Origin of the sequence: Lentimicrobium sp. S6, from assembly GCF_013166635.1 — a bacterium.
Classification (GTDB): Bacteria; Bacteroidota; Bacteroidia; order Bacteroidales; family UBA12170; genus UBA12170.
The window spans coordinates 1-13,228 of record NZ_JABKBZ010000044.1 but is presented as its reverse complement, the minus strand read 5'-3'; the positions used below and the strand labels follow the sequence as shown (position 1 = coordinate 13,228).

At 32.6% G+C, this 13,228-nt stretch carries 11 protein-coding genes; all 11 read left to right on the top strand.

Translation table 11 applies throughout. The features are described from left to right. Nucleotides 1–141 precede the first annotated feature (141 nt). The 11 genes from HNS40_RS14200 (at nucleotide 142) to HNS40_RS14150 (ending at nucleotide 12,697) form a co-directional block, all read left to right on the top strand. Nucleotides 142–1,278 (top strand): hypothetical protein, encoded by a 1,137-nt coding sequence (locus tag HNS40_RS14200; RefSeq protein WP_172281950.1) that lies wholly within the window; start codon nucleotides 142–144, stop codon nucleotides 1,276–1,278. A 97-nt stretch (nucleotides 1,279–1,375) separates the two neighbouring features. Further along, on the top strand, nucleotides 1,376–2,392 hold the full coding sequence (locus HNS40_RS14195; RefSeq protein ID WP_172281948.1) for a glycosyltransferase family 4 protein: 1,017 nt from the start codon (nucleotides 1,376–1,378) through the stop codon (nucleotides 2,390–2,392). Nucleotides 2,393–2,720: 328 nt separating this feature from the next. Continuing rightward, nucleotides 2,721–4,058, top strand: a complete 1,338-nt coding sequence (locus HNS40_RS14190) for a phenylacetate--CoA ligase family protein (RefSeq protein ID WP_172281946.1) — start codon at nucleotides 2,721–2,723, stop codon at nucleotides 4,056–4,058. Nucleotides 4,059–4,060: 2 nt separating this feature from the next. After that, nucleotides 4,061–5,254 carry a PLP-dependent transferase gene (locus HNS40_RS14185; RefSeq protein ID WP_172281944.1) on the top strand — a complete coding sequence of 398 codons (1,194 nt, stop codon included), beginning with the start codon at nucleotides 4,061–4,063 and terminating at the stop codon, nucleotides 5,252–5,254. Between the two features lie 178 nt (nucleotides 5,255–5,432). Further along, nucleotides 5,433–6,518, top strand: coding sequence for a DUF354 domain-containing protein (locus HNS40_RS14180; protein ID WP_172281942.1), 1,086 nt, complete (start codon nucleotides 5,433–5,435; stop codon nucleotides 6,516–6,518). 29 nt (nucleotides 6,519–6,547) lie between these two features. Continuing rightward, nucleotides 6,548–7,582, top strand: coding sequence for a Gfo/Idh/MocA family protein (locus HNS40_RS14175; protein ID WP_172281940.1), 1,035 nt, complete (start codon nucleotides 6,548–6,550; stop codon nucleotides 7,580–7,582). Then, the gene (locus HNS40_RS14170; RefSeq protein WP_172281938.1) at nucleotides 7,572–8,027 is read left to right on the top strand and encodes an acyltransferase; all 456 of its coding nucleotides are present in this window, start codon (nucleotides 7,572–7,574) and stop codon (nucleotides 8,025–8,027) included. Before HNS40_RS14175 ends, HNS40_RS14170 begins: the two co-directional genes overlap by 11 nt. Nucleotides 8,028–8,134: 107 nt before the next feature. Then, nucleotides 8,135–9,256, top strand: a complete 1,122-nt coding sequence (locus HNS40_RS14165) for a DegT/DnrJ/EryC1/StrS aminotransferase family protein (protein WP_172281936.1) — start codon at nucleotides 8,135–8,137, stop codon at nucleotides 9,254–9,256. Nucleotides 9,257–9,366: 110 nt separating this feature from the next. Continuing rightward, nucleotides 9,367–10,737: an MBOAT family protein gene (locus tag HNS40_RS14160; protein ID WP_216664176.1), complete on the top strand. Its 1,371-nt coding sequence runs from the start codon at nucleotides 9,367–9,369 to the stop codon at nucleotides 10,735–10,737. Nucleotides 10,738–10,739: 2 nt separating this feature from the next. Continuing rightward, nucleotides 10,740–11,792, top strand: coding sequence for a hypothetical protein (locus HNS40_RS14155; RefSeq protein WP_172281932.1), 1,053 nt, complete (start codon nucleotides 10,740–10,742; stop codon nucleotides 11,790–11,792). A 122-nt stretch (nucleotides 11,793–11,914) separates the two neighbouring features. Further along, nucleotides 11,915–12,697: a hypothetical protein gene (locus HNS40_RS14150; RefSeq protein WP_172281930.1), complete on the top strand. Its 783-nt coding sequence runs from the start codon at nucleotides 11,915–11,917 to the stop codon at nucleotides 12,695–12,697. Nucleotides 12,698–13,228: the final 531 nt, after the last annotated feature.

The following is a 13,228-nucleotide window of genomic DNA, read 5'->3' as shown; positions in this document are numbered from 1 at the left end:
TTGTCAACCGATGAAGTATTCTGTTTTAGTATGGTTTTATAACCTTTTATAAAAATGCTATTATGAGGGCGATAAATAGAGGTGGTTTTTTACGTAACCCCATATTCTTTAAATTTTACAAAATGTCAACAAAAAATTAAGATGACTAATAAAACACTTATTTATGTTTCAGGTACAGATAGTTCTGTTTTTAGTTCACAAGTTATTTCATTATTAAAAGAAATAAAAAACCGTAATTATTTTGACAAAGTTATATTATTAGCCGGGATTAAGAAAAATCAGAATAAGAAAGATGAGTTGGAAAAACTAAATATTTATGATTTTGAAGTCATCCCATTCAAATTATATCCAAATTATAATCTTTATTCAAGAATACAAACAAAAGAAATCCAAAGAACCTTAAGTAAGGTATTAACCGAAAACACCATTATTCATTTAAGGGGAGAAATCTTGGCGGGCTATATGAAAAAGGCCACTAATAATTTAAAAATTAAGAATGTAAAAATCCTTACTGATATTAGAGGTGCAAGTAAGGAAGAAATAAAACTATATTTAAAAGGCAGATATAACAGAATCAAGTATTGGTTAAAACTTAGGCAAGCAACTAAAAACATCTCGAAGGTGGGATTAAATAGTGATTATATAAGTTGTGTTTCTGAATCACTTAAGAAATATGTGTTTGAAAATACCACTATTGATAGTGGAAAATTGGGTGTTAATCATTGTATTGCAGATGAATCTTTCAATTATTCAGATACTAAAAGAACGGAGTTTAGAGAGAAGTTGAATATTAAGGAAGATGAAGTATTGTGTGTATTTGTTACAGGAGGTAATGGGCCGTATCAAAACACTGAAAGCATTGTTAATGCAATTTTAAACAAGGGGATAAAAATACTAAACCTTTCAAAAAAGGAAATCCCTAACGCAATAAATCTATTTGTTAAATTTGATGATGTACCTGGGTATTTGTGTGCATCAGATATCGGAATTGTATGGAGAAATGATGATATTGTGAATAATGTAGCATCGCCAGTTAAGTTTAGTGAATACGTTTGTTCTGGGTTACCTGTAATTGCAAACAATGGTGTGAATTTGATAAATGACTATGTCAGTTTAACTGATCATGGAAAAATAGTTGATAGTTTTGAAGATATTAATCAGAGTATGATAAAAAAGCTCTTGTCTTTAGATCGTAGTAGTATTTCGAATCAGGCACAATTTTTTTTTTCAGGTAAGGTATTAGTGGAGAATTATATTTTGATGTATAAAAAATTGTGACATCAAAATGAGAGAATACTTTTGGCGAAATAATTTGAAAAATAAATAAGAGTTAATTATTTAACTACTGTAATGGCCTTATTAAATGCTAATTTCAATGGATAAAATGAGAATTTTAATATTAGGGAATTATAAAGAGAATAAAGGAGGTATTTCGGGGGTAATATATAATCATATTACTAAAATAAGAAGTGAAGGAAGAGATGTAAAAATTTTCAACACTAAGAAAACCGCAATTAATCGGATCTTATTAATTTTCCCCTTATTAAGAGAATTGAGAAAATATAATGTAATTCATATACATGGGTGTTCTAATTTGGGGTTTTATCCTATATTAATTGGAATTATTGCAAGTAAATGTATTTATAATAGAAGAACTATAGTTACTTATCATGGAGGAGGTGCTAAACTATTTTTGCAAAAATGGGGTTGGTTTGTTCGGCCATTATTATCTAAAGTTGATGCCGTTACTGTAATGTCCGGGTTTCTGCAAAATATATTTACTGAACATCGAATAAAAACAATTATTTTACCAAATCTACTTAATGTCGTTGTAAGGAATGAAGGATGTTTAAATTTCGATAAACCACGACTAATTTCAATAAGAGCCCTAAAAAAAATTTATAATATCGACGATATTATTAAATCATTTAAATTAGTTCATGAGAAATACCCTGATGCTCAATTAGTAATTGCGGGTACTGGAAGCAAGGCTGAAGAGCTTTCAGATCTTAGAGAAAAACTTAACCTTTCAAATATATCTTTTTTAGGGTTTCTAAACAATAAGCAAATACCAGAGGAATTATTAAAATCCAATATTATGATATCTGTTCCTAGTTTTGATAATCAACCTATGTCCATATTGGAAGCATTTGCTAGTGGGGTTCCTGTGATTTCATCAAATGTTGGAGGTGTTCCATTTATGATAAAAGATGGTGTAAATGGTTTTATGGTAGACGTAAATTGTCCAAAACAGATTGCAGAGAAAATAAGTTGGATTATGAATAATCCAGGAAAAACAATACAAATTGCTGATAATGCGAAAAAGGAATTAAAACAGTATCAGTGGGAGAGTATTCGAGGTAAGTTATTTGATATTTATGAGGGAGGATAATTTGTTATTATAAATTTTAAACATTGGTTTTATAAAGCAGATAGTAGTAATATTCATGGAGTTAGTCTTCAATAAATAATAAAAGGTTAACTATGTTGCTACAAAATATCCTCCTAATAAACAATGTCTTGCAATTAAATGATAAATAGCAAAACCAAAAAATGACAACACATTTTAGTCTTAAAATATAGTCAGGCTCGCTCTTGAAAACAAATGATGAGTATCAAAACAGCAACTTATGTTATTTAATCCAACAATTATACAAAAACACATCTTTTACAAGAAGTTTTTTTTGGATTAAAACCTATCTATTAATAAAAAATAAACTATGTCAATAAGAAATACAATTACTGAAAAAATAGTCCTACCATTAAGTGATTTTGTATTAGATCAGTCTGTTTCTAAACATTTTAGGTTTTTGCAGAAGAGTCAATGGTGGTCTAAAGTTGAAATAAATGAGTATCAAAATAAGAAACTAAGGGAATTAATTAAACATGCTTATGAAAATGTCCCCTATTATACGGAACTATTTGATAGTTTATCTTTAACACCAAATGATATTAAAACTACAAAAGATATAACGAAATTACCAATTCTCACGAAAGAAATTGTGAGAGAAAACATGAAGAATGGAAAGTTAATAGCAAAAAATATTTCCAAGCGGAAAATGATACTAAATGGTTCAAGTGGATCGACTGGTGAGCCTCTACAGTATTATATCTCAAAGGAAGCTTATAGTTTTAATATTGCTGCTAATCTTCGAGGGTGGTATTGGATGGGGTATAGACTTGGGGATAAGTATACCAAGTTGAGTCAAAATCCACGTAATGGTATAGTAAAGAAAAGTCAGGATTGGATAAATAATTGTTATTATACAGTATCACAAAGTCTTTCTAAGCAGGACATTAGTAATATCGTTGCGGAATTAGTTAAAAATAACGTAACTGTCATAAGGGGTTATCCTTCAACTATATATATATTAGCAAATTATATTTTTGATGAGGGAATTAATGGTTTTTCTAATTTGAAGGCAATTGCTACAACTGGAGAAATATTATTCCCATATATGCGAAAAAAAATAGAATCCGTCTTTAACTGTAAGATATTTGATGCTTATTCCGGAGAGGGTGGTGCTGTTGTTTTTGAATGTGAAACACATGAGAAATATCATTTGACAGCTGAATATGCATATACTGAGTTTGTTAGAAATCATAGTTATAATATGGAAGTTGGGAGTGGAGAAATAATATCAACGGATTTTTGGAATTTTGCTGTTCCTTTTATTAGATATAATTCAAAAGATGTGGCGATAATGTCTGATGAAAATTGTAGTTGTGAAAGAGGTCTTCCTGTTTTAAGTAAAATAGAGGGTCGAGATGTTGATATTCTAACTACTCCTTCAGGGAAAAGCTTAATAGTACATTATTTCACGGGTTATTTTGAGTGGATTACTTCAGTTGTGCAATTTCAAATTATACAATATGAACAAAATAAGATTGTATTAAAACTGGTTCCTAATGATTTATTTAATGAGAAGGAAAAAGATAAGATTTTTAATGACATGAGTGTTTATATTGGAGACGACGTTTTTTTTTCAATAGAAATTGTGGATAATATCCCTGTTAATCCAAAAAATGGTAAAAGAAAATTTGTTTTAAAAAAATAGTAATGAAGAAAATTCTCACAGAGATATTAAATAGACATAATACATTGAGAGGAAATTGTATTAATCTTCTTCCATCTGAAAATGTTATTAGCCCTTTAGCTAAGTCATTTCTTTCAAGTGATATGGGCCAGAGATATTATTTCAAAACACCATTTTCTGCTAACAATGGTATTTCTTATGCTTATAGCGGTACTGATTATATTGAGGAAATAGTAAATCTTGGTGAAACAATAGCGAAAGAACTTTTTTCTGCAAATTATGTCTCCTTGTATCCTGTTTCAGGACATCAGGCTAACTTAGCTGTTTTATTTGCATTTACACAACCTGGGGATAGTATCATGGTTTTCGATACTGCATATGGTGGTTATCCTGGTTTAGATAAAGAAAAGCTTCCTAAATATTTAAACTTAGACGTACATTTTATTCAAGTAGATCATAAAGAACCTGAGATTATAGATTATGAAAAAACTTATCGTTTAATTGAAGAAATAAAGCCAAAATTAGTAATCTATAGTTCTGCTCATACTTTATTCCCAATTGATATTATGGGCTTATCTAATAAATGTCATGAAGTAAACGCTAAATTTATTTATGACGGTTCGCATCCTTTAGGATTAATTGCTGGTGGTGTTTTTCAAAAGCCATTATTGGAAGGAGCAGATGTTCTAATAGCAGGGACTCAGAAATCGTTTCCTGGGCCACAGGGTGGGATTATTGCTACCAATAAGTATGCTAAAGAGTTAGAAAAGGTAAATCATTTTGTGATTATTGATAATCCTCATTTCCATCGTATTGCAGCATTAACTGTAGCTCTGATTGAAATGAAAGAATATGGCTTTGAGTATGCTCAACAGGTAATAAAAAACACGAAAGCTTTGGCAAAAGAATTATATCATCATGGTTTTAAGGTGAAATATATAGAGAAAGATTATTCCGAATCACATATGTTTAAGATTAAGGTAGACAATGATTATATACACTTTGTAAAAAGGCTTGAAGAATTAAATATTATGTTAGATACAGCAGGAAGAATAGGTGTTGCTGAAATGACCAGATTGGGCATGAAAGAAAAAGATATGAAATCTATTGCATTGTTTTTTGTTCAAGCTAATGGTTCCGGTAATATGGAGGCTCTAAAGAAAAGGGTTATTAATTTCAAGCAAAAATTTAGTACTATCTATTATTGTGATTCTTAATAATTGAATTGTTCAGTTGAAATCAGCAATTTATATTCGCTTAACTTGTCACGCTAATAAATTTATATAGTTAAGCTAACAAGAAGAAAGTAAATATTGTAGCTCAATAATGTTAAGATAATATAGAGAATAAAAAGGTTTAAATAGGTTCGATTATTCTATACAAAATCAATAGCACATGAAAATACTGATAGACATAGGTCACCCTGCGCATGTCCATTATTTTAGGAATTTCATAAAAATAATGGAAAGCAAAGGTCACGAAATAAGAATTACTGCAAGAGATAAAGATGTCACAGTAAAACTCCTTAACTTTTATAACTTGCCATTTTTTAATAGAGGAAAAGGTTCTAAGACAGCAGTAGGTAAAATTCTATATATAATAAAGGCAGACTGGAAAATATATAAGTTTTCCAAACATATTAAGCCAGATGTTTTCTTGAGCTTTGGCTCTCCATATGCCTCTCACGTCGCTAAGGTTATGGGGAAACCGCATGTTGCTTTTACAGATACAGAAGCAGCTAATTTAACAATGTTGTTTTACAAACCTTTTACTGAGTTGATTGCTACACCAGAGGTGTTCACGAAAAACTTAGGAGTTAAACAAATACGATTTAAGGGGATTATGGATTTGGCGTATCTTCACCCTAACTATTTTCATGCAAACACTTCTATTAGAGAATATTTGGGTTTGGATATTAATACTCCATATTTTGTGTTGCGATTTGTTGCATGGGAGGCTAGCCATGATATTGGTGAAGGCGGTATGAGCGATATTGGCAAATTGCACTTGATTGAATCGTTATCGAAATATGGAAGAGTATTTATAACATCTGAAAATAAATTATCTGATGATTTGTCAAAATATCAATTAAAAATACAACCTGAACAAATGCATGATGTATTAGCAAGTTCAGATTTATATTTTGGGGAGAGCCCTACAATGGCAACAGAATCAGCAATATGCGGTGTGCCAGCTGTTTTGGTTTCATCTTGGGCAGATGAAGCAGGAGTAGTTAAGCAATTGGTTTCCGAAAAAATGGTTCTTTCCTATAAACCAGAGAAAGAAAAGGAAGCTATTAATAAAGCCATAGAAATTGTAACCAGCGATAAATCAAAGAACGATTGGATAAAACGCAAAGATGAATTTATTAAAAAGAATATTGACTTAACAGCATTTATGGTATGGCTTATTGAGAATTATCCCAAAAGCAAGGAAATAATTATAAAGGATCCAAATTACCAGCAGAAATTTTTTGGATAAACATAAATTTCATTAATAATTAAAAACAAATGGATAAAAAACTAAATTTTGCAATCGTTGGTTGCGGACGAATTGGAATAAGACATGCAGAACATATAATAAAGTATGCTGCTTTGGTTGCGGTTTGCGATACTGTCAAGCAAAAGGCCGAAGAGTTGGCCAAGCAATATAATATAAATGGTTATTATAGTATAAATGAATTATTAGATAAAGAACCTAATATTGATATTGTGTCAATATGTACACCTAATGGTTTGCATGCTGAGCACTCCATAGCATCTTTAGAAAAAGGAATGCATGTGTTATGTGAAAAACCTATGGGTATCAATGTTCATGAATGTGGTGAAATGATAAAGTCAGCTGAACGAGCTAATAAAAGATTATTTGTTGTTAAACAGAATAGGTTCAATCCACCTGTTGTAGCTTTAAAAAAATTGCTGGAAGAGAATAAGCTAGGGAAAATATATACTGTTCAACTAAATTGTTTCTGGAATAGAAATTCACAATACTATTCTTCATCTGAATGGAAAGGTACAAAAGCCCTTGATGGAGGCACTTTATTCACTCAATTTAGTCACTTTATTGATTTGTTATATTATCTAGTGGGTGATGTAAAAGAAACCTATGCCTTTGCTGGCAATTTTAATCATCAAGATGAAATAGAATTTGAAGATAATGGTGTAGTAGCTTTAAAGTTTTATAATGGTACTTTAGGCACTATTAACTATACAGTGAATAGTTATCAAAAAAACATGGAAGGCTCAATAACAATATTTGCTGAAAAAGGAACAGTAAAAATTGGTGGACAATATTTAAATGAACTAGAATATCAAGCTATAGAAGGTATTAGTATTGATAATTTACCCAAAGGAAATCCTCCTAATATGTATGGCCAATATATAGGATCAATGTCAAATCATTCTCAAGTATATGAAAATGTTGTTGATGTTCTCAGTAATGATGGTATTATTGCTACAAATGGTTATGAAGGATTAAAAACTGTCGAAATAATAGATAAAATCTATGCTAGTATCCAAAAAACAAGCAGTAAAAATGAATATTAAAAGTATTGGGGTTAAAGACGTTGATTTTGGAGAAAATATTACTATTGTAGAGCCTGTTAATATTTATAATTGTAAAATTGGCGATAATTCATTTGTAGGACCTTTTGTTGAAATACAAAGAGGCGTTGTAATTGGCAGAAATTGTAAAATCCAATCACATTCATTTATATGTGAACTAGTTAAAATTGGTGATGATTGTTTTGTTTCACATGGTGTAATGTTTATTAATGATTTGTTTAGAAGTGGTAAACCAGCAGGTGGCCAACAAGAGTATTGGAAAGAAACAATTATAGGAAACAGTGTTTCAATAGGGACTAACGCAACAATTTTACCAGTGAGTATTTGTGATCATGTTATTATTGGTGCTGGTTCGGTTGTAACAAAGGATATACAAAGATCTGGTATATATGCAGGTAATCCAGCAAAAAAAATTCGTGATCTATAAAATAGAAATATGAAACGAACATGAATTTTATCATGCTAAATTACACACACTAGCTGATAAAATTCATCGAGAGTTCCATCTGACCTAAAAAAACAAATTATAAACAGATGAAAATACCATTTATTGATCTAAATGCTCAATATGAATCTATTAAGGAAGAAATAGATTCTGCAATTCGTAAGACTTTTGAGACAACATCTTTTGTCCTCGGGGAATCGGTTAAAGCTTTTGAAGAAGATTTTTCAAAGGCGCATGATGTTAAACATTGTATAGCCGTTGGTAATGGAACAGATGCTCTTGTAATATCCCTGAAAGTCCTTGGCATAGGTGCAGGTGACGAAGTAATTGTTCCTGCAAACTCATTTATTGCTACATCAGAGGCCGTTAGTGTAGTTGGTGCTAGAGTTTCTTTTGTTGACAACCATCCAAACACATATAATATTGATTCAAACAAAATAGAAAAGGCAATTAGTAAAAATACAAAAGCAATTATTGTTGTTCATCTTTATGGCCAATCTGCTGATATGGATTCGATTCTTGAAATAGCAAAGAAATATAATCTATTTGTAATAGAGGACTCGGCTCAGGCCCATTTGTCTGAATACAGAAGTGTTGATGGAGGTTGGAGAAAAGTAGGCTCTTTTGGGGATATTGCTACATTCAGCTTTTATCCTGGGAAAAATCTTGGTGCATATGGTGATGCTGGCGCTATTTTAACAAACAATTCTTCATTAGCTAAAAAAGCTAGAATGTATGCGAATCATGGTCGAGTATCAAAGTATGACCATGAATTTGAGGGTATAAATAGTCGCATGGACGGTATTCAGGGTGCAGTATTGAAAACTAAACTTAAATATTTAGAATCTTGGACCAATAAACGGAGAAAAGCTGCGCAATATTATTTGAAGAAACTTAACGAAATTGAAGGAGTTTCCATTCCTGTCGTTCCTGAAACATGTAACCCTGTTTGGCATTTGTTTGTTATAAGATGCAGTAATAGAGATGCATTGAAGGGTTATTTAACAGATAATGGAATTAGTGTTGGTGTTCATTACCCTATTTCACTGCCAAATTTAAAGGCCTATAAGTATTTAAGTTATAACAGTAATGATTTTCCAGTTTCTTCTTCGTATCAAAAGATGCTTCTAAGTTTACCAATATTTCCTGAAATAACTCAGAAACAACAGGATTATGTAATTACTGCAATCGAAGAGTTCTTTAAATTGTAATTTAAATAAAAATATAAACCTAATATAATATTCGTTTTAAGTAAGATTCTATGTTATTTAATTCCTTTATATTCTTTATTTTCCTAGGCATAGTTTTACCAATATATTATATGCTGCCAAAAAGTTGGAGAAATCCTTTATTGCTTTTCGCCAGTTATGTTTTTTATGGTTATTGGGATTATCGTTTTACATCCTTATTGGCCATTTCAACCATTATCGATTTTACAGTTGGTCAAAAATTATTTAAGAGTAAAGAGCCAAAAACAAGGAAAAACTGGTTGATGGTTTCCTTGTTTGCTAATTTGGGTATACTGGCGGTTTTTAAGTATTATGGTTTCTTTATTTCGTCTTTCGAACCCTTAGCTGCCATTTTTGGAGGTAAGCTGGATTATCTTCATTTAAATATTATTCTTCCGGTGGGTATTAGTTTCTACACCTTTCAGACCATGAGCTATACTATAGATATTTATCGGAACAGACTACAGCCCACAAACAATTTTATAGATTTTGCAGTATTCGTAAGCTTTTTCCCTCAATTAGTGGCGGGTCCTATAGAACGGGCATCCAACCTTTTGCCTCAGATAGCAAAAAGACCTATGCCATCAAGAGATCAGATAGAAAAAGGTATTGTATTAATTGTAACAGGTTTGTTTAAAAAGGTTATGATTGGTGATACGACAGGGAGAATTGTGGATCATATTTTTAGTCAACCAGATATTTACAAATCACCGGAATTATTGGCGGCTCTTGTGCTGTTTTCAATACAAATTTATGCTGATTTTTCTGGCTATAGTAGCATTGCCAGGGGAACTGCCAAATTATTAGGAATAGAATTGATGAAGAATTTTGAGCAACCCTATTTATCCCAAAATATTACAGAGTTTTGGAGGCGTTGGCATATTTCCTTATCATCCTGGTTACGTGATTATCTCTATATCTCGCTTGGGGGAAATAGAAAAGGAGTGAATAGGACTTATATCAACCTGATGTTAACCATGCTCTTGGGGGGGCTTTGGCATGGAGCCAGTTGGAATTTTGTGATCTGGGGGGGCTTACATGGTATTTATTTGGCTATTCATAAATTAATACTTGGTAATAAGAAAGTAGCGGATCGGTTTCAATATAAAGGTTTGGGCAGTCTATTGAAGTATTTATTGAATATGTCCTTCACTTTTGTTTTGGTTTTATTTACTTGGTTGTTTTTCAGAGCAACAGATTTTCATACTGCATCGACTTTCATTTCTAAAATGATTCATTGGGAATCCAGTGAGTTCGCAGGGCGCATTTTAATCATCACCCTTTCATTTGCTATCATGATAGGCCTGTTTGATTTTTTTGAATATTATACAAAACGACATACTTTTCTATTAATGCTTAAAAACAAAGGACTGGTTTATGGTATTTTGCTTGCTTTATTATTAGTAAGTTTTCTGTTTATGTTTCAGAGTGAAGCATTACCATTCATCTATTTTCAGTTTTAATAATGAAAGCAATTAAAACATGTTTAGGTTTTATTTTGGGCTTATTGATTTCATTGGTCATCTTAGATCAATTTATTAGCAAAGCTCAGATTGAAGGAACATCTCCAACAGATTTCGACACCATCATAGGAAGAAAAAGAAGAGCCAATTTGCCTTTTACTTTTTTCAATGAAGGTTTTTCAATGGGGAACTTTAATGAGTATTCATACCTGGGACCTGCATATAATCCTGTTAAAGAACCGAATCATTTAAGAATTGCTATTCTAGGGGATTCCTATGTGGAAAGTTTTCAGGTCTTTCGGCGTGATCAATTTCATCAAATTATAGAAAATACAGTTACCAGTCGTATGGGCGATACCGTTGAAGTCCTAAACTTTGGTCGCAGTGGTTTTGATTGGGCTGATATGTACGCCTATCAAAAGAGGATGGTAGCAAGATTTAATCCGGATATCACCATTTTTATGATAAGCGATGCAGATTTAATTTGTACACAAACAGACCCTTTAATACCCAAAGTTATAGAGCGTAATAGTCAATTAATAGTCACCAATGAATTAATCCCAAAAGCCTATTTACACACCTACGAAAAAACCAAAATATTGACCCAAAACTCTAGTGTCCTGGCGATGTTCAATAATTGCAGGAAGTTAGTAAAAGCAGGAAAGTTATGGCCAAAAATGCTCGACAAGTTCTATTGGGTAAGTAAAAAAGCAACAGATACCGAACCCCAACTAAAATCGTCTAAAAGAATACCCGATATTGCTTTCAAAATATTAGATAATCTCCCTTCAAATTCGATCATTGTCAATAGAGGAACCAATGAATTGGATTCAGCCTTTATGCAAAAACTATATAAAAATGCCATCTCATTTATAGACATCAGAGACACATTATCAGTATTGGAGCAACAAGGCTTTGATCCTCATTATTGGCCTGTTACCAAAACGCGTGGTCATTGGAATCATCAGGCACATCAGGCAGTGGGCTTATATTTGTCTCATCAAATAGAGTGTATTTTAATAGAAAGTCCGGATCATCAATTTAAATTCAGATAAAGCATATTTGCGAAACAAGTACAGCAAAGAATAGGGAAACAAAAAATCACAAAAGGTCAAACACTTTCCATAGCGTTTGGCCATTTTTTATGTAAATTTGTTTGATAAACAGAAACCATAAAATGAGAGATTTCACTTTCCAGGCTTTTCAAAATTTATTAGAAAATCTAAAAAAGCAGGGTTATTCTAGCTTTACTTTTCAAGAATACCTAAAATCCAAAGAAAGTATAACTACTCAGAAATGGATCATTCTTCGGCATGATGTGGAGGAGCGCTATGAGCATGCTTTGCGTTTTGCACAAATACAACATCAATTTGGCTATAAAGGAACCTATTTCTTTAGAATACTACCCAAGAGTTTTCAGCCAGAAATAGTCAAACAAATAGCAGAACTCGGCCACGAAGTGGGTTATCACTACGACGATTTAACAGAATGCCATGGAGATTACGAGAAAGCCATTGCCCGTTTCCAGAAAAACCTAAACACACTCAGAGCCATTGCCCCCGTTCAAACCATTTGCATGGATGGCTCACCGCTTTCAAAATATGATAATAAAGACTTATGGAAGAAGTATCATTATCAAGATTTTGGCATCATTGGCGAACCCTATTACGATATGAATTTCGATGAATTCTTCTACCTAACCGATACCGGCCGCCGCTGGGATGGTTGGAAAAGCAGTGTTAGAGATAAAGTCCCCCAACAAGAAGAATGGTTCAAACAAGGTCTGGTTTTCAAAACAACCCAGGATATCATCAATGCAGCCCACCAAGGCAAACTCCCCCATAAAATCATGTTCACCTTCCACCCCCAACGCTGGACAGACAATGCTTTCCTTTGGACCAAGGAATTGGTTTTGCAGAATGTTAAAAATCAGGTTAAGAGGTTTTTGGTGAAGAAGTAACAATACCCCAAACTTCCCAAACGAAACCCAGTCATTGCGAGGAGCGTAGCGACATGGCAATCTCCTTATACTTAAGACTTCATCAATTTTGAAATGGTTTTCATCGCCGCATGCCTCTTTGTTCTATTCCTGGCTCTCATCAGGCGGCTTTAAAAATGTGTTAATCATTCTCGCCTGGGGTGCCATTCGCAAGCTCATTCTACCCCAGGCTATAAATGTTGCGCCCCTCTGGGGCTTTTCTTTTTTAAGACCGAACCAATCACAACGACCAAGCGCAGGCAAGACAAAATGGCGGGCCAGCTCAGGCCTTGTAGGCAGAAGCCCGTCTGCCCATATTTATAAATAGTGCCGGGCAGGCATCATTTTTTCTTGATTTTTTGCTTCGAACGCAAAAACGCAACCACGTGGATATACCGGCGTTATTGTGCCAGTCATACCGACGTTATTGTGCCAGTGTGAACAGCTATAATTTCTAGGCTAAATTTACACATTAATTTGTTTCATTTTCACACATTAATTTTCCTAAATATT

Excerpts from the sequence above, each read along its gene's own strand:
- HNS40_RS14165 (WP_172281936.1), top strand. The coding sequence starts at position 8,135 with ATGAAAATACCATTTATTGATCTAAATGCTCAATATGAATCTATTAAG.
- HNS40_RS14190 (WP_172281946.1), top strand. The coding sequence starts at position 2,721 with ATGTCAATAAGAAATACAATTACTGAAAAAATAGTCCTACCATTAAGT.
- HNS40_RS14160 (WP_216664176.1), top strand. The coding sequence starts at position 9,367 with ATGCTGCCAAAAAGTTGGAGAAATCCTTTATTGCTTTTCGCCAGTTAT.
- HNS40_RS14175 (WP_172281940.1), top strand. The coding sequence starts at position 6,548 with ATGGATAAAAAACTAAATTTTGCAATCGTTGGTTGCGGACGAATTGGA.
- HNS40_RS14170 (WP_172281938.1), top strand. The coding sequence starts at position 7,572 with ATGAATATTAAAAGTATTGGGGTTAAAGACGTTGATTTTGGAGAAAAT.
- HNS40_RS14150 (WP_172281930.1), top strand. The coding sequence starts at position 11,915 with ATGAGAGATTTCACTTTCCAGGCTTTTCAAAATTTATTAGAAAATCTA.
- HNS40_RS14155 (WP_172281932.1), top strand. The coding sequence starts at position 10,740 with ATGAAAGCAATTAAAACATGTTTAGGTTTTATTTTGGGCTTATTGATT.
- HNS40_RS14180 (WP_172281942.1), top strand. The coding sequence starts at position 5,433 with ATGAAAATACTGATAGACATAGGTCACCCTGCGCATGTCCATTATTTT.
- HNS40_RS14195 (WP_172281948.1), top strand. The coding sequence starts at position 1,376 with ATGGATAAAATGAGAATTTTAATATTAGGGAATTATAAAGAGAATAAA.
- HNS40_RS14185 (WP_172281944.1), top strand. The coding sequence starts at position 4,061 with ATGAAGAAAATTCTCACAGAGATATTAAATAGACATAATACATTGAGA.
- HNS40_RS14200 (WP_172281950.1), top strand. The coding sequence starts at position 142 with ATGACTAATAAAACACTTATTTATGTTTCAGGTACAGATAGTTCTGTT.